This is a genomic window from Pseudomonas sp. 6D_7.1_Bac1 (assembly GCF_025465945.1).
GTDB lineage: Bacteria > Pseudomonadota > Gammaproteobacteria > Pseudomonadales > Pseudomonadaceae > Aquipseudomonas.
Window position 1 is genome coordinate 52775 of record NZ_JANLNW010000071.1, and the last position, 26985, is coordinate 79759.

At 59.6% G+C, this 26985-nt stretch carries 26 protein-coding genes; 9 read left to right on the plus strand and 17 right to left on the minus strand.

All coding sequences use genetic code 11. The annotated features are described in order from the left end of the window. Nucleotides 1-93: 93 nt before the first annotated feature. From NTD87_RS19020 to acnA, 3 genes are all read right to left on the minus strand, one after another. Nucleotides 94-1659, minus strand: coding sequence for a methyl-accepting chemotaxis protein (locus NTD87_RS19020; protein ID WP_262115712.1), 1566 nt, complete (start codon nucleotides 1657-1659; stop codon nucleotides 94-96). Nucleotides 1660-1758: 99 nt separating this feature from the next. Continuing rightward, nucleotides 1759-2550, minus strand: a complete 792-nt coding sequence (locus NTD87_RS19025) for a CPBP family intramembrane glutamic endopeptidase (RefSeq protein WP_262115714.1) — start codon at nucleotides 2548-2550, stop codon at nucleotides 1759-1761. A 255-nt stretch (nucleotides 2551-2805) separates the two neighbouring features. Next, nucleotides 2806-5556 (minus strand): aconitate hydratase AcnA, encoded by a 2751-nt coding sequence (gene acnA / locus NTD87_RS19030; RefSeq protein ID WP_262115716.1) that lies wholly within the window; start codon nucleotides 5554-5556, stop codon nucleotides 2806-2808. Nucleotides 5557-5766: 210 nt separating this feature from the next. On the opposite strand from acnA, the gene rlmM reads away from it, so the two are divergent. Both rlmM and tusA read left to right on the plus strand, forming a co-directional pair. Next, a complete protein-coding gene (gene rlmM, locus NTD87_RS19035) occupies nucleotides 5767-6840 on the plus strand; it encodes a 23S rRNA (cytidine(2498)-2'-O)-methyltransferase RlmM (RefSeq protein ID WP_262115718.1) in 1074 nt (357 codons plus the stop codon). 177 nt (nucleotides 6841-7017) lie between these two features. Further along, complete coding sequence (gene tusA / locus NTD87_RS19040; RefSeq protein WP_071550969.1) at nucleotides 7018-7269, plus strand: sulfurtransferase TusA; 252 nt, start codon at nucleotides 7018-7020, stop codon at nucleotides 7267-7269. Here the strand turns inward: tusA and NTD87_RS19045 are convergent. Next, a complete protein-coding gene (locus NTD87_RS19045; protein ID WP_262115720.1) occupies nucleotides 7266-8675 on the minus strand; it encodes an MATE family efflux transporter in 1410 nt (469 codons plus the stop codon). The genes tusA and NTD87_RS19045 overlap by 4 nt on opposite strands. A 334-nt stretch (nucleotides 8676-9009) precedes the next feature. Here NTD87_RS19045 and pdxB point away from each other — a divergent pair, with 334 nt between their 5' ends. After that, nucleotides 9010-10152 carry a 4-phosphoerythronate dehydrogenase PdxB gene (pdxB, locus tag NTD87_RS19050; RefSeq protein ID WP_262115721.1) on the plus strand — a complete coding sequence of 381 codons (1143 nt, stop codon included), beginning with the start codon at nucleotides 9010-9012 and terminating at the stop codon, nucleotides 10150-10152. A 30-nt stretch (nucleotides 10153-10182) separates the two neighbouring features. On the opposite strand, the gene NTD87_RS19055 is transcribed toward pdxB, so the two are convergent. The 4 genes from NTD87_RS19055 to NTD87_RS19070 all read right to left on the minus strand — a co-directional run bounded on the left by NTD87_RS19055 (nucleotide 10183) and on the right by NTD87_RS19070 (nucleotide 14102). Then, complete coding sequence (locus NTD87_RS19055; RefSeq protein ID WP_262115723.1) at nucleotides 10183-11094, minus strand: alpha/beta fold hydrolase; 912 nt, start codon at nucleotides 11092-11094, stop codon at nucleotides 10183-10185. 147 nt (nucleotides 11095-11241) lie between these two features. After that, nucleotides 11242-11880 (minus strand): DUF2239 family protein, encoded by a 639-nt coding sequence (locus NTD87_RS19060; protein ID WP_262115725.1) that lies wholly within the window; start codon nucleotides 11878-11880, stop codon nucleotides 11242-11244. A 180-nt stretch (nucleotides 11881-12060) separates the two neighbouring features. Next, nucleotides 12061-13422, minus strand: coding sequence for a heavy metal sensor histidine kinase (locus NTD87_RS19065; RefSeq protein WP_262115727.1), 1362 nt, complete (start codon nucleotides 13420-13422; stop codon nucleotides 12061-12063). Next, entirely contained in the window at nucleotides 13422-14102 is a 681-nt protein-coding gene (locus NTD87_RS19070) for a heavy metal response regulator transcription factor (protein ID WP_262115729.1), read from the minus strand. The genes NTD87_RS19065 and NTD87_RS19070 overlap by 1 nt, the downstream gene beginning before the upstream one ends. A gap of 155 nt (nucleotides 14103-14257) precedes the next feature. Between NTD87_RS19070 and NTD87_RS19075 the strand changes: the two genes are divergently transcribed. Both NTD87_RS19075 and queF read left to right on the plus strand, forming a co-directional pair. After that, complete coding sequence (locus NTD87_RS19075; RefSeq protein ID WP_262115731.1) at nucleotides 14258-14797, plus strand: cupredoxin family protein; 540 nt, start codon at nucleotides 14258-14260, stop codon at nucleotides 14795-14797. A gap of 61 nt (nucleotides 14798-14858) precedes the next feature. Next, nucleotides 14859-15689 (plus strand): NADPH-dependent 7-cyano-7-deazaguanine reductase QueF, encoded by an 831-nt coding sequence (gene queF, locus NTD87_RS19080; protein ID WP_262115733.1) that lies wholly within the window; start codon nucleotides 14859-14861, stop codon nucleotides 15687-15689. A 251-nt stretch (nucleotides 15690-15940) separates the two neighbouring features. Here the strand turns inward: queF and NTD87_RS19085 are convergent, their stop codons facing one another. Both NTD87_RS19085 and NTD87_RS19090 read right to left on the minus strand, forming a co-directional pair. Then, nucleotides 15941-16204, minus strand: a complete 264-nt coding sequence (locus NTD87_RS19085) for a DUF4404 family protein (RefSeq protein WP_262115735.1) — start codon at nucleotides 16202-16204, stop codon at nucleotides 15941-15943. A gap of 123 nt (nucleotides 16205-16327) precedes the next feature. After that, the gene (locus NTD87_RS19090) at nucleotides 16328-16948 is read right to left on the minus strand and encodes an HAD family phosphatase (protein ID WP_262115737.1); all 621 of its coding nucleotides are present in this window, start codon (nucleotides 16946-16948) and stop codon (nucleotides 16328-16330) included. Between the two features lie 191 nt (nucleotides 16949-17139). Between NTD87_RS19090 and NTD87_RS19095 the strand changes: the two genes are divergently transcribed. Then, nucleotides 17140-17829: a VacJ family lipoprotein gene (locus tag NTD87_RS19095; protein WP_262115739.1), complete on the plus strand. Its 690-nt coding sequence runs from the start codon at nucleotides 17140-17142 to the stop codon at nucleotides 17827-17829. A 60-nt stretch (nucleotides 17830-17889) separates the two neighbouring features. Here NTD87_RS19095 and NTD87_RS19100 read toward each other — a convergent pair whose 3' ends face one another. After that, complete coding sequence (locus NTD87_RS19100) at nucleotides 17890-18189, minus strand: PilZ domain-containing protein (protein WP_262115741.1); 300 nt, start codon at nucleotides 18187-18189, stop codon at nucleotides 17890-17892. A gap of 276 nt (nucleotides 18190-18465) precedes the next feature. On the opposite strand from NTD87_RS19100, the gene rssB reads away from it, so the two are divergent. Together rssB and rssC are read left to right on the plus strand one after the other, a co-directional pair. Further along, on the plus strand, nucleotides 18466-19647 hold the full coding sequence (gene rssB, locus NTD87_RS19105) for a two-component system response regulator RssB (protein ID WP_262115848.1): 1182 nt from the start codon (nucleotides 18466-18468) through the stop codon (nucleotides 19645-19647). Next, nucleotides 19647-20129: an anti-sigma factor antagonist RssC gene (gene rssC / locus NTD87_RS19110; RefSeq protein ID WP_262115743.1), complete on the plus strand. Its 483-nt coding sequence runs from the start codon at nucleotides 19647-19649 to the stop codon at nucleotides 20127-20129. The genes rssB and rssC overlap by 1 nt, the downstream gene beginning before the upstream one ends. Before the next feature lie 123 nt (nucleotides 20130-20252). On the opposite strand, the gene tal is transcribed toward rssC, so the two are convergent. Together tal and dusA are read right to left on the minus strand one after the other, a co-directional pair. Next, entirely contained in the window at nucleotides 20253-21179 is a 927-nt protein-coding gene (gene tal, locus NTD87_RS19115) for a transaldolase (RefSeq protein WP_262115745.1), read from the minus strand. A gap of 178 nt (nucleotides 21180-21357) precedes the next feature. Further along, a complete protein-coding gene (gene dusA / locus NTD87_RS19120) occupies nucleotides 21358-22368 on the minus strand; it encodes a tRNA dihydrouridine(20/20a) synthase DusA (RefSeq protein WP_262115747.1) in 1011 nt (336 codons plus the stop codon). 103 nt (nucleotides 22369-22471) lie between these two features. On the opposite strand from dusA, the gene NTD87_RS19125 reads away from it, so the two are divergent. Then, nucleotides 22472-23596 carry a site-specific integrase gene (locus NTD87_RS19125; RefSeq protein ID WP_262115749.1) on the plus strand — a complete coding sequence of 375 codons (1125 nt, stop codon included), beginning with the start codon at nucleotides 22472-22474 and terminating at the stop codon, nucleotides 23594-23596. A 1-nt stretch (nucleotide 23597) separates the two neighbouring features. Here NTD87_RS19125 and NTD87_RS19130 read toward each other — a convergent pair whose 3' ends face one another. The 4 genes from NTD87_RS19130 to NTD87_RS19145 are packed head-to-tail and all read right to left on the minus strand — an operon-like array spanning nucleotide 23598 to nucleotide 26938. Then, nucleotides 23598-23873 carry a pyocin activator PrtN family protein gene (locus tag NTD87_RS19130; protein WP_262115751.1) on the minus strand — a complete coding sequence of 92 codons (276 nt, stop codon included), beginning with the start codon at nucleotides 23871-23873 and terminating at the stop codon, nucleotides 23598-23600. Continuing rightward, nucleotides 23870-25861 carry a DNA cytosine methyltransferase gene (locus NTD87_RS19135; RefSeq protein ID WP_262115753.1) on the minus strand — a complete coding sequence of 664 codons (1992 nt, stop codon included), beginning with the start codon at nucleotides 25859-25861 and terminating at the stop codon, nucleotides 23870-23872. The genes NTD87_RS19130 and NTD87_RS19135 overlap by 4 nt, the downstream gene beginning before the upstream one ends. Beyond that, on the minus strand, nucleotides 25854-26462 hold the full coding sequence (locus tag NTD87_RS19140) for a hypothetical protein (protein WP_262115755.1): 609 nt from the start codon (nucleotides 26460-26462) through the stop codon (nucleotides 25854-25856). The genes NTD87_RS19135 and NTD87_RS19140 overlap by 8 nt, the downstream gene beginning before the upstream one ends. Further along, entirely contained in the window at nucleotides 26459-26938 is a 480-nt protein-coding gene (locus NTD87_RS19145) for a hypothetical protein (protein WP_262115756.1), read from the minus strand. The genes NTD87_RS19140 and NTD87_RS19145 overlap by 4 nt, the downstream gene beginning before the upstream one ends. Nucleotides 26939-26985: the final 47 nt, after the last annotated feature.

Consider the following 26985-nt stretch of genomic DNA (forward strand, 5'->3'; position numbering starts at 1 on the left):
CGCGATGTCGGTCTGGCTGGCAGCGCCACTTTAAAGTTGGCAATAAAAAACCGGAGGCTTTCACCGTCCGGTTTTTTGTCTTTTCGGCACCAATCAGCGGTTAAATCGCTCCACCAACGAATACTGGGTATTCGCTGTGCGTGTCAGCTCTTCACTCAGCAGCGCCGAGTTCTGTGCCTGCTCCGAGGTCTGGTCAGCCAATTGCGCGATGGTGCTGATGTTGCGGCTGATCTCTTCGGCCACTGCGCTTTGCTCTTCGGTAGCCGCAGCAATTTGCGTGGTCATGTCGGTGATGTTGGCCACCGCTTCGCTGATGCCTACCAGTGCCTGGTCAGCTTCCAGGACCCGCGCCACGCCTTCTTCAGCCTGGCGATGACCGGCTTCCATGGTTTGCACCGCCGTGCTGGCGGTCTGTTGCAGCTTGGCGATCAGGCTGTGGATCTGCCCGGTCGATTCGCTGGTACGTTGCGCCAGTTGCCGCACTTCGTCGGCCACCACCGCAAAACCACGACCCATCTCACCGGCCCGAGCCGCTTCGATGGCGGCGTTCAGGGCCAGCAGGTTGGTTTGGTCGGCGATACCTTTGATTACGTCGACCACGCCGCCGATTTCGTCGCTGTCCTTGGCCAGTTGGGTCACGGTCAAACCGGTTTCACCGACGACCACCGACAGGCGCTGGATCGCGTCACGGGTTTCGCCGGCGATGTCACGACCACGACCGGTCAGGCGATTGGCTTCCTGGGTAGCGTCAGCGGTGCGTTGCACGTGGCTGGCAACTTCCTGGGTGGTAGCGGCCATCTGGTTGACGGCGGTCGCCACTTGCTCGGTCTCGACACGCTGACGTTCCAGGCCTGTCGAGCTTTTGTGCGCCAGGGTGTCGGACTGTCGAGCCTGTTCGGTCAGATGCTCGGCGGTGTCTTGCAGGCGAGTCAGGCAGGTTTTCAGGCGGGCTTCCTGGCTGAGAATCGACATTTCCAGTCGTGCTTGAGCGCCGCGGCTGTCGGTGTACATCTGCGCAATCAGCGGGTCGGACGTGGTCTGTTCGGCCAGGCGCAGCAAGCGCTTGAGGCCGCGCTGTTGCCAGCTCAAACCGAGCAGGCCGAGCGGCACCGAAAGCCCGGCAGCGAGGGCGAAGCCCCAATGCGAGTTGAGGGACGCGCCGATCATGAAACTCAGCTGACTGACCAGAATGAACGGCAACCAGTCCTGTAGCACCGGCAGCCATTTATCCGTTTGAGGAATGGCCGACTTGCCCTGATTGATGCGTTGGTAAAGCGCTTCGGCGCGGCGGATCTGTTCGGCGGTGGGCTTGACCCGCACCGACTCGTAACCGACCACCTGCTTGCCGTCGAACACCGGTGTGACATAGGCGTTAACCCAGTAGTGGTCACCGGTCTTGCAGCGATTCTTGACAATGCCCATCCATGGCAAGCCTTGTTTCAGTGTGCCCCACATGTGCGCGAAGACTGCAGCCGGGACGTCGGGGTGACGGACCAGATTGTGCGGCGCACGGATCAGTTCCTCACGAGAAAACCCGCTGATTTCGACAAAAGCATCGTTGCAGTAGGTGATCACGCCTTTGGCATCTGTGGTCGAGATCAACCGTTGCTGAGCCGGGAAGGTCCGTTCGCGTTGTGTAATGGGCTGGTTATTACGCATGGCTTTTTCAATCCGCAAGGCTTTGACAGGTTGTCGGCGGTGCCGGGAATAAATTGAAATTATTTTTCAATATTCAGAAGTAGCGCACATTGTTTGATTTCAACCGGCCAGCATCGGGTAGGTAAAGAGACCGAAGTGCAGCAGGTTCAAACCGAAATGGGTGGCGATGGCCGCCCCCAGTCCGCCAAAACGATAAGCCAGACCGTAACCAACCCCGGCAATGCTCGCCAGCAGCACCCATTGCCAACCGGCACCCAGGTGCGCCAGGCCGAACAGCAGCGCGGCGCTGAACAGGGCGAGGTGTTCACCATAGCGCAGGTGTTGCAGGCGCCGGCTCAAACCACCTTGAATGTAGCCGCGAAACAGCGCTTCCTCGACCAGTGTCACCAACAGCAGGTTGTTCAGCACCCACAGCCAGGCTTGAGTTGGCCACTTCGGCGCCCAACTGATGATGCCCAACAGCAGCGCACCACCGAGTGCGGCCAGCACAGTCAAGGTCAGCGCCATCGCGGTGGCATAAAGTGAAAGGCGCAGCGAGCGACGGCCGACAATCCACGGACACACCAGCAACAGCCAGAAGCCAATCAGAGGTTTGTCCAGATTCAGGTACATGGAAAACGGCACTGCATCGGCGGTGAAGCGCTGAGGGTCGATACCGCGACCGTTGTAGAAGCCGGGGAGCCAGTGCAATGCCAGTGCGAGCGCCAGGATCACGAACACCGCGTGCCCGAAATAACGACCGTAACGATTGGCTGGTTGGCGTGCGGCGAATCCGGCAACCATCAGCAACGCGATTGGAATCAACGTCAGCCAACCAAGTTGGCCGTAGATCAGGGCCAGACAGTAACCAATGGAAAGAAGTGCCAGATACGTCCATGGCAAAGCAATCATGTGAAGTCCTTGTTTCCGGGATTTTGCAGGGGGGGACTCGGTCCACTGTGGGAGCGAGCCTGCTCGCGATAGCTTACTGGCAGACGACATTAATGTTGAATGTTACGGCCTCATCGCGAGCAGGCTCGCTCCCACAGTGGTTATGTGTCGTACACAACATTGTGAACGGCGCTCATCAAGTGGCGTGCGATTAAAGGGACGTTCGCGACGCAAACAAAAACACCGCCCGAAGGCGGTGTTTTTGTCAGTGCGGCATTACGACGCGATTAACTGCCGCAACACGTAATGCAGAATCCCTCCGGCCTTGAAGTATTCCACTTCGTTCAACGTATCGATCCGGCACAGCACGTCCACCTTCTCGCTGCTGCCGTCCTCACGGGTGATCACCAGTGTCAGGTTCATTCGCGGCGTCAACTCGACGCCGGTCAGCCCCTGAATGCTGAGCGTCTCCTTGCCGGTCAGGTTCAGGCTCTTGCGGTTCTGATCGAGCTTGAACTGCAGTGGCAGCACGCCCATGCCCACCAGGTTGGAACGGTGAATCCGCTCGAAACTCTCGGCGATCACCGCTTTGACACCCAGCAGGTTGGTGCCCTTGGCGGCCCAGTCACGGCTTGAGCCGGTGCCGTATTCCTGACCGGCGATCACCACCAGCGGAGTGCCCGCCGCTTGATAGCGCATGGCGGCATCGTAGATCGGCAGTTTTTCACCGGTCGGGATGTAGAGCGTATTGCCGCCTTCTTCGCCGCCGAGCATTTCGTTGCGAATGCGGATGTTGGCGAAGGTGCCGCGCATCATCACTTCATGATTACCGCGACGTGAGCCATAAGAGTTGAAGTCTCGCGGTTCCACACCTTGTTCACGCAGGTAACGCCCGGCCGGGCTGTCAGCCTTGATGTTGCCGGCGGGGGAGATGTGGTCGGTGGTCACCGAATCGCCGAGCAGAGCCAGCACCCGCGCACCGCTGATGTCCTGAATCACCGGCAGGGGGCCGGAAATGTCATCGAAGAACGGTGGATGCTGGATGTAGGTGGAGTCCTTCTGCCAGACATACGTCGCCGCTTTCGGGACTTCGATGGCTTGCCACTGCGCGTCACCGGCGAACACCTCGGCGTATTCCTTGTGGAACATCGCGGTGTCGACCTGGGCCACGGCGTCGGCGATTTCCTTGCTGCTTGGCCAGATGTCCCGCAGGTACACCGGCTTGCCATCCTTGCCGTCACCCAGCGATTCGCTGCTGATGTCCATCCGTACGCTGCCGGCCAAGGCATAAGCGACGACCAGCGGCGGGGAGGCGAGCCAGTTGGTTTTCACCAGCGGATGCACGCGACCTTCGAAGTTGCGGTTGCCGGACAGTACCGAGGCGACGGCCAGGTCGGAGCTCTGGATGGCTTTTTCAATCGGCTCCAGCAACGGCCCGGAGTTACCGATGCAGGTGGTGCAGCCGTAGCCAACCAAGGAAAAACCCAGTTGATCCAGATACTGGGTCAGACCGGCGGCCTTGTAGTAGTCGGTGACCACTTTGGAGCCGGGAGCCAGAGAGCTTTTCACCCAGGGTTTGCGTTTGAGGCCTTTCTCCACGGCTTTTTTCGCCACCAGCCCGGCAGCCATCATCACGCTCGGGTTGGAGGTGTTGGTGCAGGAAGTGATGGCGGCGATCACCACGGCGCCGTTTTTCAGTCGATAGGTCTGGCCTTCATACTCATAGTCCGTTTCGCCAATGAGGTCGGCATTGCCGACGGCAACACCGCCACCACCTTCGCTTTCCAGGCGGCCTTCTTCCTTGCTGGTGGGGCGGGTGGGCTTGACTTGCAGACCGAGGAAGTCAGTGAACGCCTGACTGACATTCGGCAGCGACACCCGATCCTGCGGACGTTTCGGCCCGGCGAGGCTGGCTTCGACGCTGCTCATGTCCAGTGCCAGGCTGTCAGTGAACACCGGTTCTTGACCGGGCAGACGCCACAGGCCCTGGGTTTTGCAGTAGGCCTCGACCAGTTTCACCACGGCGGCGGGCCGACCGGACAGGCGCAGGTACTCCAGGGTCACGTCGTCCACCGGGAAAAAGCCGCAGGTGGCGCCGTATTCCGGGGCCATGTTGGCGATGGTCGCACGGTCCGCCAATGGCAATTCGGCGAGGCCGTCGCCATAAAACTCGACGAATTTGCCGACCACGCCTTTCTTGCGCAGCATCTGGGTCACGGTCAACACGAGGTCGGTGGCGGTGATGCCTTCCTTGAGTTTGCCGGTGAGTTTGAAGCCGATCACTTCCGGAATCAGCATCGACACTGGTTGACCGAGCATCGCCGCTTCCGCTTCGATGCCGCCAACGCCCCAGCCGAGTACTCCGAGGCCATTGATCATGGTGGTGTGGGAATCGGTGCCCACCAGCGTATCCGGGAAGGCGTAAGTGCGACCGTCCTCATCCTTGGTCCACACGGTGCGGCCAAGGTATTCGAGGTTGACCTGGTGGCAGATGCCGGTGCCCGGCGGCACCACGCTGAAGTTGTCGAACGCGCTCTGGCCCCAGCGCAGAAAGGCGTAACGCTCGCCATTGCGCTGCATTTCGATGTCGACGTTTTGCGTGAAGGCGGTGCTGCTGGCGAACTTGTCGACCATCACCGAGTGGTCGATCACCAGGTCCACTGGCGACAGTGGATTGATGCGCTGCGGATCGCCGCCGGCCTTGGCCATGGCGGCGCGCATGGCCGCGAGGTCGACCACCGCCGGCACACCGGTGAAGTCCTGCATTAATACGCGCGCGGGGCGGTACTGAATTTCCCGGTCGCTGCGTCGCTCCTTGAGCCAGGCGGCGAGGGCCTTGAGGTCGGCGCCAGTGACGGTTTTTTCGTCTTCCCAGCGCAGCAGGTTTTCCAGCAGGACTTTCAGCGACATTGGCAGTTTGTCCAGATCGCCCAAGGCCTTGGCGGCTTCCGGCAAGCTGAAGTAATGGTAGGTCTTGTCGTCGATTTGCAGCGTTTTAAGGGTCTTCAGACTATCGAGGGACGGCATTGAAATGACTCCTTTGGGTCCGCACGGCTACGGACTGGCGGGACAGACAGAGTTCTTAACCTAGCCCTGTTTGGACATTAAGGCTAATAACTGGACTCTATAGGCAAGTCCAAGGTTCCGAACTCCGATATCATGCGCCGGTTTTCGTGACAGGCTTTGCTACAGGGCAAGTTTGCGCATCGATTCATCGCCATTTGCCCAGGAGATTCAATGAACACCCTCTTTATGCATTGCCGGCCGGGCTTCGAAGGTGAAGTCTGTTCCGAGATTTCCGAACACGCCGCACGGCTGAACGTGGCCGGTTATGCCAAGGCCAAAACCGCCAGCGCCTGCGCCGAGTTTGTCTGCACCGAAGAAGATGGCGCCGAACGCCTGATGCGCGGCCAGCGTTTTTCTCAGCTGATCTTCCCGCGCCAATGGGCTCGCGGCATCTTTATCGACCTGCCGGAAACCGACCGCATCAGTGTGATTCTCGCGCATCTGGCGAGCTTCCCGACGTGTGGCAGTCTGTGGCTGGAAGTGGTCGACACCAACGACGGTAAAGAGCTGTCGAACTTCTGCAAGAAATTCGAAGGCCCGCTGCGAAAAGCACTGACCGGCGCCGGCAAACTGGTAGAGGACGCCAGCAAGCCGCGTTTGCTGCTGACCTTCAAAAGCGGCCGCGAAGTGTTTGTCGGTCTGGCCGAGGCCAACAACTCGGCGATGTGGCCGATGGGTATTCCGCGCCTGAAGTTTCCGCGTGAAGCGCCAAGCCGTTCGACCTTGAAGCTGGAAGAGGCGTGGCACCATTTCATCCCGCGTGATCAGTGGGACGAGCGCTTGCACAGCGACATGACCGGCGTTGACCTGGGCGCCGCGCCTGGTGGCTGGACCTGGCAACTGGTCAATCGCGGCATGCTGGTGACCGCTATCGATAACGGCCCAATGGCTGAAAGCCTGATGGACACCGGGCTGGTTCAGCACTTGATGGCTGACGGTTTCACCTTCAAGCCCAAGCAGCCCGTGGACTGGATGGTCTGTGACATCGTCGAGAAACCAGCGCGCAATGCAGCGATGCTGGAAGAATGGATTGGCGAGGGGCATTGCCGCGAGGCGGTGGTCAACCTGAAGCTGCCGATGAAGCAGCGTTATGCCGAAGTGAAGCGCTTGCTCGAGCGCATCGAAGAAGGCTTCAAGGCGCGTGGCATTCGGGTCGATATCGGCTGCAAACAGCTGTACCACGACCGCGAAGAAGTGACCTGCCACTTGCGCCGGCATGATGTGAAAAAGCCGAAGTCCCGCTGATTCACACGGACCAATGTGGGAGCGAGCCTGCTCGCGAAAGCGGTGTATCAGCCGACTTCAATGCTGAATGACACACCGGAATCGCGAGCAGGCTCGCTCCCACAGGGACGGCGTACACCACAGATGACGATACACCCGACTTTGCGCGACAATGCCGGCAAGTTTCAGGAGTGAATGATGAGCGAAATGATCAATACGCCGGTAGACGGCACCCTTGACGCCACCGGCCTCAATTGCCCGGAACCGGTGATGATGCTGCACCAGCATATTCGTGACCTGGTGCCTGGCGGCCTGCTCAAGGTGATTGCCACTGACCCGTCGACTCGTCGCGACATTCCCAAGTTTTGCGTGTTTCTGGACCATGAACTGGTCGGGCAGCATGAAGAGGCAGGCACCTACCTCTATTGGATCCGCAAGAAACTCGCTTAACCCGCTGACCGACTGATGCGAATCCGCTTGCGTGCACTGCGTATCAGGCGGATGGACAGCATCAGCGCCGCGCAGCTCAAGCCCGCAATCAGACCTTCCCACAGCCCGCTCGGGCCGCTGGCCGGGCCGAACCAGTCGGTCAGCCCCAACACGTAACCCACCGGCAGGCCAATGCCCCAATAGGCGAACAACGTCAGGATCATGGTCACCCGGGTGTCCTGGTAACCGCGCAGGGCACCGGCGCAAATCACCTGGATAGCATCGGAAAACTGGTACAGCGCGGCATAGACGATCAGCATCGAGGCAATCTGGATGACGGTCTTGTCGGCGGTGTAGATCGAGGCGATAGGTTCGCGCAGGAGCAGAATCAGGCTCGCCGAGAACGCGGCAAACACCAGTGCCGCGCCCAGGCCGACCTTCGCCGCGAAGCGTGCCTGATACGGGTTCCCGGCCCCTAGCGCCTGACCCACTCGTACGGTGACCGCCATCCCCAGGGAATAAGGAATCATGAACAGCAGCGAGCTGATGTTCAGGGCGATCTGGTGCCCGGCCACGACGGTCGACCCGAGGCTGCCGATCAGCAGGGCGATGACAGCAAAGATGCTGGACTCGGCAAATACCGCGATACCGATCGGCAGGCCGATGCCGACCAAACGTTTGATCACCGCCCACTGAGGACGATCGAAACGCACCAGCACACGCGTGGGGGCATAGAAGGACGCCCAGCGGGTCCAGCCGGCCATGCTCAGGGCCATGAACCACATGACGATGCCGCTGGCCCAGCCGCAACCGACGCCGCCGAGGGCCGGCAGGCCGAAATGACCATAAATCAGCGCGTAGTTCACCGGAATGTTGAGCAATAGACCGCACAGGCCAATGACCATGCTTGGTCGTGTGCGGCCCATGCCATCGCTGTAACAGCGCAGTACATAGTAGAAGGCAATGCCGGGAAAGCCGAAGGCGATACCTTGCAAGTAACCCATGCTCGGTTCAATCAACTGTGGGTCGACTTTCATCCAGTGCAGGATGGGCTCGGCGCTAAGCAGCAGGCCACTGCCCATCAGGCCGACACAGAGTGCCAGCCACAACGCCTGGCGTGCCAGCGGACCGATCTCGTCGTGCTGCCCTGCGCCAAAGCGTTGGGCGATCTTCGGGGTGGTGGCCAGCAGAACGCCGGTCATCAGCAGGTAGACCGGAATCCAGATCGAATTACCCAGGGCCACCGCAGCCAGGTCCCGTGGGCTGACCCGGCCAGCCATCACGGCATCGACGAAGCCCATGGCGGTGGTTGCCAGTTGCGCGATCATGATCGGCAGGGCCAGGCCAAGCAGGCCTTTGAGTTCCAGGCGAACCGGGGCCGGGCGGTCGAGGGAAATAGCGGCGGGGCGGTCAGTTACGGAATTCACAGGCGAAGCGTCCAGAGGTTTGATGCGCAAGGCGGCGCATTCTACGCGTTGACGCACCAGTCAGGAAAAAACCTGTGTTAGGGATTTGTAATGGTTTCTTGGGTGCTCTAGATCTTCCCGTGGCGAGGGAGCTTGCTCCCGCTGGGGCGCGAAGCGGCCCCGGAATCAGCAACCGGGTTTCATCAGGCTCGCCGCATGCTGAGACTTTACGACTGCCTCGCCCGAGCGCGGACCGGCCGGCGGGGGCAAGCCCCCTCGCCACAAGTAGTGTATTGCCTGCTGGCTCATCACCTTCATCTACGCCTACACTGCCGATCCGCCAAAGGAGCCTGCCATGCTGATTGTTGCCGACGAAAATATCCCGCTGCTCGATGCGTTCTTTGAAGGTTTCGGCGAAATCCGCCGTGTACCGGGACGCTCCATCGACCGCGCCACGGTCGAACAGGCCGACGTGCTGCTGGTGCGCTCGGTGACCAAGGTCGACCGTGACTTGCTCGAAGGCAGCAAGGTGCGGTTTGTCGGCACTTGCACCATTGGCACCGATCACCTGGACCTGGACTACTTTCAGCAAGCCGGCATCACCTGGTCCAGCGCGCCAGGCTGCAATGCCCGAGGCGTGGTCGACTATGTGCTGGGTAGCCTGCTGACCCTGGCCGAAATCGAAGGCGTCGATCTGGCTGAACGCACTTATGGGGTGGTCGGTGCCGGTGAAGTGGGCGGTCGACTTGTGAAGGTTCTGCAAGGCTTGGGCTGGAAGGTGCTGGTCTGTGATCCACCACGCCAGGCTGCCGAAGGGGGCGAGTACGTCAGCCTGGAGCAGATCGTCGAACAGTGCGACGTCATCAGCTTGCACACCCCGTTGAGCAAAACCGGCGAGCAACCGACCTGGCATTTGTTTGATGAAAACCGTTTGAACCAACTCACGCCCGGTGCCTGGCTGATCAACGCCAGCCGTGGCCCGGTGGTGGACAACACCGCGCTGCGCGAAGTGCTGCTGGAGCGCGAAGACCTGCAAGCGGTGCTGGACGTGTGGGAGGGCGAGCCGAGTGTTGATATCGCGTTGGCCGAACTGTGCGTGATTGCCACCCCGCATATCGCCGGCTACAGCCTCGACGGCAAGCAGCGCGGGACTGCGCAGATCTATCAGGCGTTTTGCCAGTTCCTCGGGCAGCCCGCCCACGTCTCCCTTGATGAGCTGTTGCCGGCACCGTGGCTGGCGCAAGTCCACTTGAATGCCAGTTGTGATCCGGCCTGGGCTCTGGCGATGGTGTGTCGTGGGGTGTACGACCCGCGCCGCGATGACGCGGATTTCCGTCGCAGTCTGGTGGTCAGCGGTGCCGAACAGCGCACGGCATTTGACCTGCTGCGCAAGCATTACCCGGAACGCCGAGAGATTGATGGGCTCAAGGTACACATTGACGGCGAGTCGCCGGCCCTGCGGCAAATGGTGGCGGCGTTGGGGGCAACGGCTGTCTAGCGATTTGCAGGCCCAGCCTGCGTCACTTGATCAACACGGTTCATGACCTGACAGCGCGCGGCGTGCGTTATCTGCGATGACTCCGGCCAAAAATCCAAACAGCGGGGGTGGAAGATCGTGGCCCATTCCCTCGACTATCAGTAGTTTGGCTCCTTTAATATTAGCCGCCGTGTCCTTCCCGGCTTCCGGGGAAACGAGTGGGTCGTCTGACCCATGCAACACAAGCGTCGGAGCAGTTACGTTAGCTAGTCGTGATCTTAAGTCACCGGCTACCGCGATGGCGGCGATTTGCCGCCAAAACCCCGTTGGGTTGTATGCTCGTTTGACTTCGGCCAAGGCTTGGTCACGTTGAGCGGGTTCGTCGAACGGATAGCCTCGCCCGGCAATCACTTGAGAAAAAGCAACGCAATGTGCGAGATAGCCCTTTTCGTCTTTCAATGGATGTGGCGCGGGCAATGTCATCGCCGCCATCACTGCAGGGCTGGCCTGCGGCAGCTCACGGTTGCCAGTGCTCGACATAATGGAAACCAGCGATAGAACGCGTTCAGCATGCTCGCTGGCCAACAGTTGCGCGATCATGCCGCCCATTGATCTCCCAACCACGTGCGCTCGTTTGATCATCAACGAATCGAGAAGTCCTACAACGTCGTTCGCCATATCGAAGAGCGTATAAGGAACATTGGGCGTTTCGCCGCGAGAGACTGCGTCGGCAATTGCAGCGAGATCGGGCATTGACGCATTATCGAAGTGAGTTGAAAGACCCGCGTCGCGATTGTCAAAGCGAATCACGCGGTAGCCTTGTTCTGCCAATATCCGGCAAAACGTTTCGCTCCAGCGAATCATCTGCGTACCCAGACCGGAAATCAGCAGAACAGCTTCCGCGTCGTTATCGCCAAAACAATCGTATTCAATTTCAATTCCGTTCGCTTTAGTCTTGGGCATGGCGTGTGGTCCTTAAATGTTCTTGTGTCGGCTCGCCCCGTGATCGGGTTACGGACCGCATACACACCGGCTCGGGTTTTCATCTCCAGATACTGTCGCTTCAGCGTTTGTTTATTCGTCATCATCAAGCCTTTTGTTCCAAATCAGTCACGGCGCAAGCGATGGCGCTTCTGTCAGCGGCAGCGGGTAAGCCAGGTACCTGACGTAATCGCGAACGTCGGGCGGCCAAGCCTCGGTCTGTTGGCGGAACTTTGCCGCGTCGTTCGCGAACAGCGCACGCGAGGCCTCTTCAAAGCCAGCCATATCGCCAGCCACGGCTGACATGAAGTGGTAAGCACATTCACTTGCCCGGCGTTGCTGGTCTCGATCTACGTTGGCCCGGCGTGCCTCCTCAACCAGTTTTCGCAAAGTCACCGATGCACCGCCTGACTGTGTAGCCAACCAATCCCAGTGGCGTGGCAGTAACGTGACCTCGCGCGCGACTACCCCAAGCTTTGGCCGGCCACGGCCACGTGGCTCATCGGATTCCCCGGAATCGATCAGTGCCGATTCGTTTCCCTGAAGCTGGGGTCCCTCTGGTGGTAGACGTGCCAACATCTGGGCATCGCTTCCTCGAAGGTCTATATCGACAACTCGGCCAGTCTGGTCGCAGAAGGTCAGCAGCGGACTGAGTACGCCGGACGCCAGGGCACGTTTCACAGCCAATGCATTGACCGGCAAGCTGCCAGAGGCGATGCGCTTGTGGCCGTCGAAGCTGGTATAGGAGGGAGTAGCGGTATCAATCACGGTGAGATCTAGCTTGAGTTGGATGGGCGAATAATACCCGGGTTAAATTCTGCGTCAATAATGTCCGGGTAAAAATTGGCCGCCGTGCTCTGTGACCGGCGCGTCGGTAGTGCCAAGGCTCGCAACCGCTACGAAGCGGCAGTTCACAGCAGCAATTCTTCCAATCTTTTCTTGCTGGCCTCAAGCCCCCTTTGGCAACGCCATCAAAAACCGCGTCCACCCCTGGCCTGATTCGCAATGAATCGTTCCACCATGGGCGCGGATGATCGATTGAGTGATCGCCAACCCCAATCCCGCGTGCTCGCTGCTGCCTTCACGGCGTGTCGGGTCTGCGCGGTAGAAGCGGTCAAACAAACGTGGCAGTAATGCTTCGGGAATACCTTCTCCGGAGTTCTCGATACTCAGGCTCAACCCTGTCGGTTCATCGACAATCCGCACCTGAACCTCACCGTGTGGCGGGGTAAAGCGCAGCGCGTTGTCCAGCAGATTGGAGAGGGCGCGGCGCAGCATGCTGCGGTCGCCACTGAGCTCGGCGTCGCCGAGGCGGGTCAGCTTGACTTGGGCGTCTTCGGCCAGCGGCGCGAAAAACTCCAGCAGCAGATCTGCTTCCTCGGCCAGTTGCAGCGGTTCGCGTTTTGGCATCAGCAAGCCGTGATCGGCCTTGGCCAGGTACAGCATGTCATTGACCAGTTGCGCCATCCATTGCAGTTCTTCGAGGTTGCTGTGCAGGGCCTCGCGATAATCTTCCAGCTCGCGCGGGCGGGTGAGGGTGACCTGGGTGTGAGTCAGCAGGTTCGACAGCGGCGTGCGCAACTCGTGGGCGATGTCGGCGGAGAAGGCTGACAACCGCTGGAACGAGTCGTCGAGACGGCCGAGCATGGCGTTGAAAGTGTGGGCCAGCTCGGCGAGCTCGGCGGGCATTTGATCTTCGGGCAGGCGTTGGGTCAGCGAATGGGCGGACACCCCGGCCGCCACTTCACTCATGCGCCGCAAGGGCCGCAAACCACTGCGCGCCGCCCAGGCACCGAGCAGTGCGGTAGCCAGCGCGGACAGGCCGACGGTCAGCCAGATCAAATGCTGCATGCGCTGCAAAAAGTGCTGATGGTGGGTGATGTCGAGCATCAGCGTCAGTTGCGCGGAATCGGCCTTGTCCGGCGCCAGTGCAGCGTTGTAGACCCGATACGCCGTGCCGGTGCTGTGCAAACTGTGTAGGCCGGGCTGGGTTGGCAAGTCGGCAGGCAGGTTCGCCGCACTGTCGAACCACACGCGACCATCGGCACCGCGCACGCGCAATGTGAGGTCTGGTTGATGGCTCATTTCGTCCTGCAGCCTGGCGTTACGTTCGGCGAACAACTGCGGGTCGTCGGCACCTGCCAAGACGCTGCGCAGGGCGATCAGCTTGCCGTCGAGCAGTTGCTGGTCGAGTTCAATGAAGTGCGTCTCGCTGGCGCGACTGAACAGCACGCCAGCGAACAACGAAACCACGGCCGTGCAAGCGGCAAACAGCAAGGCCAGGCGGCCGCTCAGGGACAGGCGGCGCATCAGGCGGGACGCTCTTCAAGCACGTAACCCATGCCGCGCACGGTATGAATCAATTTGTTCGGGAAGTCGTCGTCGATCTTCAGGCGCAGACGGCGGATCGCCACTTCAATGACGTTGGTGTCGCTGTCGAAATTCATGTCCCAGACCTGCGAAGCGATCAGCGATTTTGGCAGCACCTCGCCCTGACGGCGCAGGAGCATTTCCAGCAGGGCGAACTCCTTGGCGGTCAGGTCGATGCGCTGGCCGCTGCGCTCGACCCGGCGCCGAATCAGGTCCAGGCGCAAATCCGCCAGTTGCAGGCTGGTTTCCTGCGGCGTCGTGTTGCCGCGCCGCAATAGGCTGCGCACGCGTGCCAGGAGTTCGGAGAAGGCGAAGGGCTTGACCAGGTAATCGTCGGCGCCCAGTTCCAGGCCATGGACCCGATCTTCAACGGCGTCGCGAGCCGTGAGAAACAGCACCGGGGTGTCCAGGCCGGCGCTGCGCACCGCGTGCAGGATCTGCCAGCCGTCACGGTCGGGGAGCATCACGTCGAGGATCAGCAAGGCGTAATCACCGGTCAGCGCCAGATGCTGGCCAGTGTTGCCGTCGGCCACCAGTTCGGCGTTGAAACCGGCCTCAGTCAGGCCCTGGCGCAAGTAATGGCCGGTTTTCGGTTGGTCTTCGACGATCAGCAGTTTCATGGGCAACTCAAGATAAATGGAACAGATGCGTTATACCGTGGCCGGCAGCCATGCAGCGCAACCTTACAAAGTTGTAATCTACTCGTCAGCTGGCTGGCAGCGGCGCGACAGTAGAGTTTCCCACAGGCTGAACCTCATCTTGTTGGAGTGTGATCATGTTTTTGCGTCATCGATTGGTACTGGCTGGCTGCTTGTTGGCGTTGAGCTTTCCCGTGTGGGCGTCCCCTGCGCAGACCTATGCGTTCGGCGAGCCGGCCCCGGCGGCCAAGGCCACGCGCACGGTCGAAATCGTGATGGGTGATATGTCGTTCACGCCCAAGGCGCTGGAAATCAAAGCCGGCGAGACGGTGCGTTTTGTGCTGATCAATAAAGGCCAGTTATTGCACGAGTTCAACCTGGGCGATGCGGCGATGCACGCCAGGCATCAAGAGGAAATGCTGAAAATGCAGCAGAGCGGCATGCTGACTCCGACCGCGATGAAAACCGCCGCGGCGCCCATGGATCACAGCTCGATGCCGGGTATGGATCACGGCGCAAGCATGACGCACGACGATCCGAACAGCGTGCTGGTGGAGCCGGGCAAAACCGCCGAGCTGACCTGGACCTTCAACAAGGTCGGCAGCCTGGAATTCGCCTGCAACATCCCCGGTCACTATCAGGCGGGCATGGTCGGCAAATTGACTGTCAGTCAGTAAGCACTCAAAGGCGGGAGCAAAGGCTGATAGAATCCGCTGATTCTTCAGTCAGGTTTCCGCCATGCATCCCGCAGCCGAACATTCGCCGCTGGGCAAATCCAGCGAATACATCGCCACGTACACGCCGTCCTTGCTGTTCCCGATCCCGCGCACCGCGAAATGGGCCGAGCTGGGCCTGACGGCTGAAACCCTGCCGTACAAGGGCGTGGACTTCTGGAACTGCTTCGAACTGTCCTGGCTGTTGCCATCGGGCAAGCCAGTGGTGGCCATCGGTGAATTCAGCATCCCGGCGGACTCGCCGAACATCATCGAATCCAAATCCTTCAAGCTGTACCTGAACTCGTTGAACCAGACGCCGTTCGCCGATACCCAAAGCCTTGAAGCCACCTTGGTGCGCGATCTGTCGGCCGCCGCGGGCAAGCCGGTGGGCGTGCGGATTCGCAGCTTGAACGAGGTTCAGGCTGAAGGCGTCGTGGCGCTGCCAGGCGTGTGCATCGATGATCTGGATATCAGCGTCAGCAACTACGAGCATCCGCGCCCGGAACTGCTGCGTTGTGACGATTCGCGCATCGTTGAAGAAAGCGTGCACAGCCATCTGCTCAAATCCAATTGCCCGGTGACCAGCCAGCCGGACTGGGGCAGCGTCGCGGTGCAATACCGTGGCGCGGCGCTGGATCACGCCAGCCTGTTGGCCTATCTGGTGAGCTTCCGTCAGCACTCGGATTTCCACGAGCAATGCGTCGAGCGGATCTTTCTCGACCTGCAACGCCTGCTGAAGCCGGAAAAACTGACCGTGTATGCGCGTTATGTGCGTCGCGGCGGGCTGGACATCAACCCGTATCGCAGCACTGAAGCGGTGCAACTGCCGAATCTGCGGTTGGTGCGCCAGTAATACCTTGATGGCTTGACGCAAAACCCTGTGGCGAGGGAGCTTGCTCCCGCTCGGCTGCGCAGCAGTCGTAAATCCTGAATATGCGATATGTCTGGCAAATCACGGTTGCAGGGTTTAGGGCCGCTTCGCGACCCAGCGGGAGCAAGCTCCCTCGCCACATTGGGTCGGTGGTGTGGGGTGAACTGCGTTCAGTGCCGCAAAAACGAAAAAGCCCCGCTATCACTAGCGGGGCTTTTTTGCATCCCTGGGGGTCAGATTCCGATGTTGCCCAGGGTCTGCACAATGTTGCGCAATATGGTGGCCAGCGCCGGGTGGTCCACTTCAAAACGCTCTACGGCAAGGTTTACGCCGTCCGCCAGATTGCTGTCCGGCGTTGCAGTTTCCAGTTTGATCTGCGCCTCAATCTTGCGCATCAGTTCTTGCAGGTGTTCACGTTCTTCCAGTGTGAGCGGTGGGCTCTGCTCCAGTTGCTCGCGCAGAGCGTTGAGCTGTTCTTGCAGTTCGCGGGCAGGCATGGCGTTCATCCTTTTATCGATAGGCACTGGCATAGACCGCAGCGGTAGGCCAAAGGTCTGCATCTGACCTTTAGATTAATCCACTGGCGAGCGAAGTGCATGATCTTGATCAAGAACGCCCCATCAGGGCTTTTCACCCTTGCGTCGGCGCAGGCCGATGTCTGACAGGCAGGTGTCGAGTTCGCCCAGATGATCGATGACCGAGTGCACGCCGAGGCCGAACAGTTGCACGGTGGCCTTGCCGCGTTTGAGCTCTCGTTCCTGTTGGCTCAAGGCTTGCCATTCATTGGGCGCGAGCCCGCAGAGCGAGCCGCAGGATGCCAGGCCAATGGTCCAGAGCCCCGCATTGAGGCCTGATTGCAGCAAGCGTGGTTCGCCGCTGACCAGTACGCAACCGTCCAGGCGATCGATGTTCAACGCCATCAATGCTTGCCAGCATGCATCGGGGGAAGGCCATTGCCCGACGTTCAGCATATGCGGACTGGCGATGACCCAGTCCGGCAGCGAAGTGGCCAGCGCGAGACTTTGTGCGTGCGGCAACTCGTCGAGCCAGGCACAGGGGATGCCTTGAAGTTGCAGGCTGTACAGGGCTTCCAGAGCACCCGGTGTCAACTGCGCACGCTCGGCGTCGTCGCTGTTGTTCTGACGGCAGCGGGCACCGAAATCCACCAGGCAGCCGCTGAGGCCGAAGAGCACGGCGGTCGGGTTCGGAGTGGTGTGGGGTAGGGCTTGAGCGTGGGCCATTTCAACATCCCTGAAATAGCCTGAGAGGTTATGGGGGGACCATGACAGTTGAGTGACATCGGGGTGTATCGGCCTGACCAGGGCCGGTTCGCTGCAGGGTGGCTGCCTAAAAATGCTTATCCGTCTTATACTAACGCGCAAATTGCCCGGGTATTGAGGCCCGCGCCAGTACAGTCCAAGGAGTTTTTGCTATGCGCTGGAGCAATCGTCTAGCTCGACTATGTGTGTGTGCCAGTGTATTGCTGGTTCCGTTCGCTGCCCAGGCGGCGTCGGAAGATGACCCTTGGGAAAGCGTTAACCGTCCGATCTACAAGTTCAACGACGTGCTCGACACTTATGCCTTGAAGCCTATTGCGCAGGGCTATCAGTTCATTACGCCGACGTTTCTTTCGGACGGCATTCACAACATGTTCCGCAACATCGGTGACGTCGGCAACCTGGCCAACGACATCCTGCAGGCCAAGCCGCGCGCCGCTGGCGTCGATACGGCTCGCGTGCTGATGAACACCACCATTGGCCTGGCGGGCTTCTTCGATGTGGGCACCAAAATGGGCCTGCAACGCAACGACGAAGACTTCGGTCAGACCCTCGGTCACTGGGGTGTACCGAGCGGTCCTTACGTGATGCTGCCGTTCTTCGGCCCAAGCACATTGCGTGATGCACCGTCCATGTACGTCGACACTTACACCGAACCCTACCGTTACATGAACGACATTCCGGCGCGCAACATGGCGTATGGCATGAAGGTGATCGACACCCGTGCGAGCCTGTTGTCGAGCGAGAAGCTGATCACGGGCGACAAATACATCTTCATTCGCAACGCTTATCTGCAGAACCGCGAATTCAAGGTCAAAGACGGCAAGGTTGAAGACGATTTTTAAATCGTCACCTGCACAGCAAGAAGGCGGCCATTTGGCCGCCTTCTTTGTTTGCGTTCACGCTCAATTCATTTTCAGGATTGTAAGCCCAAGTTTCTGGCCGCCAGCGTCCAGCGCAGTGACCCAGACCACTTCGGTCTCGGCTTCCAGGCCTTCTAGTGCGGCATGCTCGGAATCGATGCGTACGTTGAGCGTGTCGCCCACCTGGAACGAACGAGCGGCCTGGACCTGCATACCGCTGCTGGAAAGGTCGATACAGACGGCTGGAATCAAATCGCCAGCGTGGATCAATGTGACGTCCGCATCGACCCGCATGCGGATGTAATCGCGCTTTTCACTGTAGTCACGATCGGTTTGGCTCATGGGCTCGATCCTTCCATTGTGTTGCGGTTTTGGCTGTTCTTATAACTCCCGGTGATTTGGGCTGTAAAGACACTTGATGACCATCGGCGTGAGCTTGAAACGCCTCGCGGATGGGAGTACCGTCTGCGCCTTAGAAGGGCACCTCTGATGAACACGCTTGTAGGGCAAATGCTCGAAAGCAGTGCGCCAGAGAGGCTAGAAAGCGAATCCAGTAGTGTGTGCCGGGCCGAATGCCCTGCCAGCTACGCCAACCTAATTCTGGCGCCGTTTGCCCACATGCAAAAAACCAGTGCCACGCTGCTGATAATCGATGACGACGAAGTAGTGCGCGCGAGTCTCGCGGCCTATTTGGAAGACAGTGGGTTCAGCGTCCTTCAGGCCAGCAATGGCCAGCAGGGGCTTCAGGTATTCGAGCAACACCAACCCGACCTGGTGATCTGCGATCTGCGTATGCCGCAGATGGGCGGGCTCGAACTCATTCGTCAGGTCACTGACCTTTCGCCGCAAACCCCGGTGATCGTGGTCTCGGGTGCCGGCGTCATGAACGACGCCGTCGAGGCCTTGCGCCTGGGCGCGGCGGACTACCTGATCAAACCGCTGGAAGATCTGGCCGTGCTCGAGCACTCTGTGCGCCGAGCCCTGGATCGTGCGCGTCTGTTGCTGGAAAACCAGCGTTACCGGGTAAAGCTCGAGACCGCCAACCGCGAGCTCGAAGCCAGCCTGAACCTGTTGCAGGAAGACCAGAACGCCGGGCGACAGGTGCAGATGAACATGCTTCCGGTCAGTCCCTGGATGATCGACGAGTTCAAGTTTGCGCACCAGATCATCCCGTCGCTGTACCTGTCGGGCGATTTTGTTGACTACTTTCGGGTCGACGAGCGTCGGGTAGCCTTCTACCTGGCGGACGTTTCAGGGCATGGCGCTTCATCGGCATTCGTGACGGTGCTGCTGAAATTCATGACCACGCGCTTGCTGTTTGAATCCAAGCGCAATGGCACCTTGCCAGAATTCACCCCTTCGGAAGTCCTCGGCCATATCAACCGGGGCCTGATCAGCTGTAAGCTGGGTAAACATGTCACGATGGTCGGTGGAGTCATCGACGAGGAGACGGGTTTGTTGACCTATAGCATCGGCGGGCACCTGCCGTTGCCAGTGTTATACACGCCAGAGAGTGTGGGTTATCTCGAAGGACGCGGTCTGCCGGTGGGCTTGTTCAATGAAGCCACCTACGAAGACCACGTTATCGAGCTGCCGCCGGTGTTCAGCCTGACGCTGATGTCCGACGGCATTCTGGACCTTTTGCCAGAGCCGACACTCAAAGAGAAAGAGGCCGCCTTACCACAACGGGTAAGAGCGGCGGGCGGCAGCCTGGATGGTCTGCGGCAGGGTTTTGGATTGGCCACGCTAGGGGAGATGCCGGATGATATCGCCCTGTTGGTGTTGAGCAGGAATCTTTAATGAGTACCGGTAGAATCCAGTTCGCCGAGCAGGACGGCACCTTCGTCCTGAAGTTCGTCGGTGAAGTTCGCCTGACATTGTGTTCGGCGTTGGATGCGACTATTGAGAAGATCTTCACCGCGCTGAATTTCAACGCGATCGTGATCGATCTGACCGAAACCCGCAGCATCGACAGCACCACGCTGGGCCTGTTGGCCAAGCTGTCGATCATGTCGCGGCAAAAGGTCGGCCTGCTGCCGACCGTCGTCACCACCCACGAAGACATCACCCGTCTGTTGGAGTCCATGGGCTTTGAACAGGTGTTCAACATTGTTGACCGCCCGATCCCGTGCCCGGAATGCCTGACTGACCTGCCAGACCAGGATCAGTCCGAAGAAGTGGTGCGGATCAAGGTGCTGGAAGCGCACAAGATCCTCATGGGCCTGAACGACTCTAACCGCGAAGCTTTCCATGACCTGGTGAACGCCCTGGAGCGTCACTGAGGCAAGGCTGGACCTGTGGCGAGGGAGCTTGCTCCCGTTGGGCTGCGAAGTAGCCCTAAAATCAGCGCACAAAAAAGGGCGAACCTGTGAGGGTTCGCCCTTTTTGCGCTTGCCTGGAATCGATCAGAGCTTGGCTTGCAGCAGCGCTTCCAGCTTCTCCTGGTCGCGAGCGAACTGACGAATACCTTCAGCCAGTTTCTCGGTGGCCATGGCGTCTTCGTTGGAAGCCCAGCGGAACTGCGCTTCGGTCAGGCTCTGACGGGCCTCGCCAGCGTGACCTGGCGCCAGTTTGCGCTCCAGCTTGCCAGTATCGGCAGCCAGTTTCTCGATCAGGTCCGGGCTGATGGTCAGGCGATCACAGCCGGCCAGTTGCTCGATCTGATTGAGATTACGGAAGCTCGCGCCCATGACCACGGTCTTGTAGTCATTGGCCTTGTAGTAGTTGTAGATGCGCGTCACCGACTGCACGCCCGGATCGTCGGCACCGACGTAGTCGTTGCCGGTGGCTTTCTTGTACCAGTCGTAGATGCGACCCACGAATGGCGAAATCAGGAACACCCCGGCCTCGGCACAGGCAACCGCCTGAGCGAAGGAGAACAGCAGGGTCAGGTTGCACTGGATGCCTTCGCGTTCCAACTTCTCGGCGGCGCGGATGCCTTCCCAGGTGGAAGCGATCTTGATCAGCACGCGGTCACGGCCAATGCCGGCCTTTTCGTACAGCTCGATCAGACGGTGCGCGCGCTTCAGCACGGCGTCGGTGTCGAACGACAGGCGCGCATCCACTTCAGTGGAAATACGCCCCGGAATCACTTTCAGAATCTCTTGACCGACCGCGACACCAAAGCGGTCGCTGGCCAGGCCCACGTCGCCTTTGCAGTCGCTGACACAGGCGTTCAGCAAATCGGCGTAAGCAGGAATGGCCGCAGCTTTTAGCAGCAGGGAAGGGTTGGTGGTGGCATCCACCGGTTTAACGCGAGCGATTGCCTCGAAGTCGCCGGTATCGGCCACCACGGTGGTGAATTGTCTGAGTTGTTCCAGCTTGGAAGTCATGAGCGTGCTCTATCCTGTGGGTCTGTTGACATTACCCGAGCGCTGACGGCCACTCAAGGGCGCAAATGCGTAACAACGGCCTGGGGCGGCAACAACCTGAGAACAGGCGTTTGAAAGGCCCGGCGCTATCCGCTCATTACGATGCCGAAAGGGGGCACAGGTTCAACCGGAGCGACAGTTAGCGCCCTTCAAGCAACTCCGCCGCCTGATCCAGCAACGCCAAAGGCTCCTTGGCCTTGTGGATATCCACCGACAACAATTGCCGAAACTTGCGCGCCCCCGGAAAACCGGTGCCCAGGCCCAACACATGCCGAGTGATATGGTGCATCGCACCGCCCGCATCCAGGTGCGCGGCTATATAGGGTCGCAACTGCGCCAACGCCTCGGCCCGGCTGATCACCGGCGCGGTGCTGCCGAACAGTTGCTGATCGACCTCAGCCATCACATAAGGATTGTGATACGCCTCACGGCCCAGCATGACGCCGTCAAAGATCTGCAAATGCTCATGACAGGCCTCCAGCGTCTTGATCCCACCGTTGAGAATAATCTCCAACTCCGGAAAATCCGCCTTCAACTGCGCCGCCACGTCATAGCGCAGCGGCGGAATGTCCCGATTCTCCTTCGGCGACAACCCCTCCAGAATCGCAATCCGCGCATGCACCGTAAAGCTGGTGCATCCGGCGTCCCGAACCGTCCCGACGAAATCACACAACTGCGCGTAACTGTCCCGCCCATTGATCCCGATCCGATGCTTCACCGTCACCGGAATCGACACCGCATCGCGCATCGCCTTCACACACTCCGCTACCAACACCGGATGCGCCATCAGGCACGCGCCAATCATATTGTTCTGCACCCGATCACTCGGACAGCCAACATTGAGGTTCACCTCGTCGTAACCGTGCTCCTGAGCCATACGCGCACAGGCGGCCAGATCGGCTGGGACGCTACCGCCCAACTGCAACGCGAGCGGGTGTTCGGCTTCGTTGTGGCGCAGGAAACGCTCGTGGTCGCCGTTGAGCAGCGCGCCGGTGGTGACCATTTCTGTGTAGAGCAAGGCGTGCTTGGAGAGCAGGCGCAGGAAGAAACGGCAATGACGGTCTGTCCAATCCATCATAGGTGCAACGCTGAAGCGTCTAGACACTGTAGTGCTTGAGTTTACTGGGTATGTAGCTGATTTCTGTATCATTTTGCTCTACGTGTTTTCAGCGTGTTTTAGGGCGTTTTCAGGCGTTTTTCTAAGGTCGGTGGTACAATGTACCACTCACTTTCTAATTTGTACCACCGACGCCATGGCAACCATTAGAGCTAGAAAAAAGGTCGACGGATCGGTCAGTTATACGGCCCAGATCCGCCTTAAGCAGAAAGGTGTAATAGTCTACCAAGAGAGTCAAACCTTCGCCCGGAAACAGGCCGCTCAAGTCTGGGCGCGTCGCCGTGAGGCCGAGTTAGATCAGCCAGGTGCGATCGAGCGAGCGAACCGTAAAGGTGTCACTCTTCAGGACATGATCAAGCAGTACCTGGACGAAATGGAAAAAGTCCGGCCGCTGGGTAAAACCAAGGAAGCCACTCTCAATGCTATTGCAGCATCTGAGTTTGGCCAGACCGTTGACTCGGACATCAACAGTCAGCGCTTGGTGGACTTTGCACTCTGGCGGATGAGCAAGGAGGGCGGCGGCGTCCTGCCTCAGACGGTCGGCAATGATCTGGCGCACCTTGGGGCCGTCCTATCAATTGCACGCCCCGCGTGGGGTTACGAGGTCGATGCCCATGCCATGTCAGACGCCCGAAAGGTACTGAAAAAATTGGGTTACAACATGAAAAGCCGTGAGCGTGACCGGCGGCCCACCAAGGACGAGCTGGAAAAGTTGCTGAAGCACTTTGTCGGCATTCAGCAGCGACGCCCCAGCTCGATCAACATGCTCAAGGTCACCGGCTTCGCGTTGTTCTCCACGCGTAGGCAGGACGAGATCGGTCGAATTCTCTGGGAGGACGTCGATGAGGAGCATCAGCAGGTGATGGTGCGGGACATGAAGAACCCTGGCCAGAAGATCGGCAACGACGTTTGGTGCCATCTCCCCGATGAAGCCTGGCGCATTCTGCAGAGTATGCCAAAAGAGCGCGCAGAGATTTTCCCCTACAACTCGTCATCAATCGCCACGGCCTGGGCGAAAGCGTGCAAGTTTCTGATGATCGAAGATCTGCACTTTCACGATCTGCGGCACGAAGGGGTGAGCCGGTTGTTTGAAATGGACTGGGATATCCCGCGAGTGTCCAGCGTTTCCGGGCACCGGGATTGGAACTCGTTGCGCCGGTACACCCACCTGCGCGGGAGAGGTGACCACTATGAGGGCTGGTCGTGGTTGGAGAGGATCATTCAGGCGCCCGTGAAGCTGGGCGCCTGGGGGAAGCAGTAAATTAGCTGGCTCGGCGGAACCCGTTGAGCTGGTTGTATTCCTTCACTGCTGCCTCTCGTTGCAGGTCCAAGTAGGCAGCCAAGTCCGTGATGTGGATACCCTTGGCGCTTTTCTGGCTTGGCTCTAGCCGGGTGATAGGGATTTTGATCTGGCCGGCCATGACTTTGCGCTGGAACATATCGGTGGTTAGGTGCGTGAAGTAGTCCTTGCACACTTGCTCAAGTGGAATTATTGCCCGTCCGTTGTATTGCGCCATCAATATAAAGGCAGTGTTCATGCCTGAGCCTCCTTCTGGGCCACGCTCAGAGCTATCGCAACCGGCTGTACCCAGATCGATACGTTGCTTAGCATGAATGTCTCTCCGGCCTCCGCGAGCAGCAGTGTCATACCGAACACGTCGGCCATAGCTTTGGCTGCTGCACGGGGCACTGCGTTGCCAATGCGTTCCCGGTGATTGCCATCATTGATACCGTCCAGCTGGAAGAATCGCGCTTGCTCCTGCTTGCGGACACGTTGCATCACCTGAATTTCATGTGCGGTCTGTGGATCTGTTGACCAGAGTTCGTCCGGATCAAACAGCGATTGCAGGGCGGCCAGCTCCAGGGTGGTGAAAGGGCGGTGCCAGGTGCCGTCGAGGCTGGTGATCATGCAGGTCATTCGGTCGTTGGGCGCCGGCATCCGCTGGTCTGCAACCGACCACCGGCCGTTGTCGTGGCGGGCGCTAGCGGAAACAGCTCCGGCCGTTTCCTTCCAATCGACTACCCCGTAATGCCCTCCAGTAATGTAGGCATCACCCTTTTTGCGTGACATGCCCGTGCGCGGATCGGCGATGGATAGAGCGCCACTAGCGACCTGCTGCGAGCCGGTGACGGTCTTGGCCGTGTCGCACCAGGGCGTGATGCGCAGCTTTTGTGTGCTCGCGTCCGGGTGCCAGTTCTTGTAAGTAGGATCTGCCACGGCAAAAGCGCCTTGCCCGGTGGTGCTGCCGGCGATGACGGTACCGGCCGGCTTGTTGTAGTCGGTGACCAGGTATTTGCCGAAGCCCTTGGATGGTTGCCGAGGGTCGGCCACAGCTTGTCCACCAGAGCTTGGCCCATGACCGGCGGTGACAGTGCCGGCGGGGTGGTCGTTGTGCACCACACGGAACACGTTGTTGTGGCGTTCGCCGCTCATCCGAGGATCTGCAACGCTGAATGTCCCTTGTCCAGGGCTGCGTTGCCCGGTGACAACGCCGCAGTGACGGTCATAGGGCAGCACGCCGAACTGGGTGTATTCGAATTTGCTGGTGGGTCGCGGATCGGCTACTGAGAACTTGCCGTTGGTTGGGCTGGACCGGCCGGCCACTGTGCCAGCGGTGTCCTGCCAATCATGAACGCCGAGATAACCGGCCCGGTATTCCGGCACGATCACGAAGTCACGCAGGTGACCGTCCTCAATCGCAAACCGGCTCAGACTGCGCCAATCCTTACCGGCTTCGACCAGGGCCAGCCGTACCCACGTTTTCCACTGCAGCGCCGGAACCCGATGCATCGGCCCGGCCTGCTCGATATCGCCGGCTAGGGGCATCCGGCTCAGCACGTCACCCACTGCCCGCAGGCTTCGTTTTTCCGGCTCATACAGGAATGCTGGCACTTTCTCGACGTGCCTGGCCACCAGCAAGAAACGCTTGCGGCTTTGGGCCAGCCCGCCGATTTCGCCGCAGTCGTGGGTGGTCTCCGCCACGGCGTAGCCGTAGAAGCTGAGCAGCTTGTTGATCTGGTCCAGCAGGTGCCGGCCACGGGTCGCCAGGCGTGGCACGTTTTCGAACACGATCAGCGATATGGGGTTGTGCTTCCAGGCCTCGCACATGAGCCACACACAGCGCAACGTCAGCTCGTTGAGGGCCTGATACTTCGGCGTCTGGCTCATGGTCTCGGATAGCAGTCCTGAGGCGCCCTTGCAGGGGCTGCTGATGAATATCGCGTCGGGATCTTGGTTTCCGGCTGCTCGGCGCAGATCCTCGGCCGTGGCTTCTCGCCAACCGGCGGGCGGCTGCTTACCGTGGAACGCGATGTACTGCTGGAGGGTGAACAGGTCCATCAGCGTGCCAGGCACGCCCGTCATCATTTCGAAGTCGCGTAACCCGGCCGGATCAACGTCGACGCCACCCAGACAGTGCCACTCGGCTTGGACCGGGCCAAGGGCTGGCTTGGAATCGTTGAAGCCCGCCGCGCCGCTGCCGACACCGCAGCACATGTGGAAGTGGGTGAGAACGCGCTTAAGCATTGGCGTTCTCCTCGGCAATGACCGCTTGCGCTTGGCTCTCACTGGCTTCGATGTAGCTACGCAGAACGTCTAGATCATTCGATTGCAATAGTTGATGAGTCTTATCTAGCGCTAACTCGGCTTCGTTAAACCAGTTATCACTTTTGTGGTCGTCTTTGAATGCAGCAACTCCTTCGGCAAGCACCCACGCGAGTTCGTTCAGATGAACGACAGTGGCATTCAGCTTCGTCTGAAGTGCGTTCCGTTCATCCTGTGCTGAAGGGGCCTTATACCCCACAGCAGGCTGCGCGGGCGGGGGATTCTGAGCGATTAGCGTTGCATTGGGTGTGGCTGCCTCGCGCAGCTTTTCGTGGGGTATAAGCGCCTCGGTAGTGCTGCTGGAAGGAGCAATAATGCCTGCTGCTGCGCAGCAGAGGCTGTTTGTTTCTAGTGTGTCGACGCTGGCTTCCTTGCGGAGCAAAGCGGTCGTGGATTGGGTGTTGTGCTGGTCCTTTTGCATACCGCTTTCCTCCGAGGTTCGATTGCGCGTTGGTCCTCCAGCCGCTGGCAAGGCGTGAGCCGGGGTGCGGTGGGTACCGAATTGGGGACGGTTCTCGCTCATGCAGCGTTCTCCTGATCTGCCGGCTCCAGCAGAGCTGCGATGGCGAGCGCCTGGTCGCGAAGGGTGCGGGTTTCGCGTTCGAGTTTTTTGCCGGTGCGAAAGGCGCTGAACGTCTCAGATGCAATCCGAAGTTTGTCGGCGATATCCAGAAGGGTCAGTCGTGCTGGCTCGCCTAGTTTTGAGGCTGCCAAGGCTCGCTCGTAATGTGCGTACAGTTTCTTACGTTGGTTATGCGCCTGCTCAAGGGAGTGGGTGAGGTTGCGGATCTCTTCCGAGTTGTCGGCGCTCTGAATTGCTTTGCCTTCGTCGATTCCGTCTCGATATCCAACGCAGCCGCCGACGTCGTAGCCTTCGCTGTAGCCTTGTGACTGGCCCTCGGCGTGACCATTGCTGAAGCCGTTTCGGTAGGCGAGCCAGTAGACGGCGGCCGTCATGAGGGCGATTGCTATCAGCGCGTAGATTTGAACTGCAGTCATGTGGTGTGCTCCTGGTGATGTCATTGGCTGGTGGTGGCAGCCGTTCG

Excerpts from the sequence above, each read along its gene's own strand:
- NTD87_RS19020 (WP_262115712.1), bottom strand. The coding sequence starts at position 1,659 with ATGCGTAATAACCAGCCCATTACACAACGCGAACGGACCTTCCCGGCT.
- NTD87_RS19025 (WP_262115714.1), bottom strand. The coding sequence starts at position 2,550 with ATGATTGCTTTGCCATGGACGTATCTGGCACTTCTTTCCATTGGTTAC.
- acnA (WP_262115716.1), bottom strand. The coding sequence starts at position 5,556 with ATGCCGTCCCTCGATAGTCTGAAGACCCTTAAAACGCTGCAAATCGAC.
- rlmM (WP_262115718.1), top strand. The coding sequence starts at position 5,767 with ATGAACACCCTCTTTATGCATTGCCGGCCGGGCTTCGAAGGTGAAGTC.
- tusA (WP_071550969.1), top strand. The coding sequence starts at position 7,018 with ATGAGCGAAATGATCAATACGCCGGTAGACGGCACCCTTGACGCCACC.
- pdxB (WP_262115721.1), top strand. The coding sequence starts at position 9,010 with ATGCTGATTGTTGCCGACGAAAATATCCCGCTGCTCGATGCGTTCTTT.
- NTD87_RS19055 (WP_262115723.1), bottom strand. The coding sequence starts at position 11,094 with ATGCCCAAGACTAAAGCGAACGGAATTGAAATTGAATACGATTGTTTT.
- NTD87_RS19065 (WP_262115727.1), bottom strand. The coding sequence starts at position 13,422 with ATGCGCCGCCTGTCCCTGAGCGGCCGCCTGGCCTTGCTGTTTGCCGCT.
- NTD87_RS19070 (WP_262115729.1), bottom strand. The coding sequence starts at position 14,102 with ATGAAACTGCTGATCGTCGAAGACCAACCGAAAACCGGCCATTACTTG.
- NTD87_RS19075 (WP_262115731.1), top strand. The coding sequence starts at position 14,258 with ATGTTTTTGCGTCATCGATTGGTACTGGCTGGCTGCTTGTTGGCGTTG.
- queF (WP_262115733.1), top strand. The coding sequence starts at position 14,859 with ATGCATCCCGCAGCCGAACATTCGCCGCTGGGCAAATCCAGCGAATAC.
- NTD87_RS19085 (WP_262115735.1), bottom strand. The coding sequence starts at position 16,204 with ATGCCTGCCCGCGAACTGCAAGAACAGCTCAACGCTCTGCGCGAGCAA.
- NTD87_RS19090 (WP_262115737.1), bottom strand. The coding sequence starts at position 16,948 with ATGGCCCACGCTCAAGCCCTACCCCACACCACTCCGAACCCGACCGCC.
- NTD87_RS19095 (WP_262115739.1), top strand. The coding sequence starts at position 17,140 with ATGCGCTGGAGCAATCGTCTAGCTCGACTATGTGTGTGTGCCAGTGTA.
- NTD87_RS19100 (WP_262115741.1), bottom strand. The coding sequence starts at position 18,189 with ATGAGCCAAACCGATCGTGACTACAGTGAAAAGCGCGATTACATCCGC.
- rssB (WP_262115848.1), top strand. The coding sequence starts at position 18,466 with ATGCAAAAAACCAGTGCCACGCTGCTGATAATCGATGACGACGAAGTA.
- rssC (WP_262115743.1), top strand. The coding sequence starts at position 19,647 with ATGAGTACCGGTAGAATCCAGTTCGCCGAGCAGGACGGCACCTTCGTC.
- tal (WP_262115745.1), bottom strand. The coding sequence starts at position 21,179 with ATGACTTCCAAGCTGGAACAACTCAGACAATTCACCACCGTGGTGGCC.
- dusA (WP_262115747.1), bottom strand. The coding sequence starts at position 22,368 with ATGATACAGAAATCAGCTACATACCCAGTAAACTCAAGCACTACAGTG.
- NTD87_RS19125 (WP_262115749.1), top strand. The coding sequence starts at position 22,472 with ATGGCAACCATTAGAGCTAGAAAAAAGGTCGACGGATCGGTCAGTTAT.
- NTD87_RS19130 (WP_262115751.1), bottom strand. The coding sequence starts at position 23,873 with ATGAACACTGCCTTTATATTGATGGCGCAATACAACGGACGGGCAATA.
- NTD87_RS19135 (WP_262115753.1), bottom strand. The coding sequence starts at position 25,861 with ATGCTTAAGCGCGTTCTCACCCACTTCCACATGTGCTGCGGTGTCGGC.
- NTD87_RS19140 (WP_262115755.1), bottom strand. The coding sequence starts at position 26,462 with ATGAGCGAGAACCGTCCCCAATTCGGTACCCACCGCACCCCGGCTCAC.
- NTD87_RS19145 (WP_262115756.1), bottom strand. The coding sequence starts at position 26,938 with ATGACTGCAGTTCAAATCTACGCGCTGATAGCAATCGCCCTCATGACG.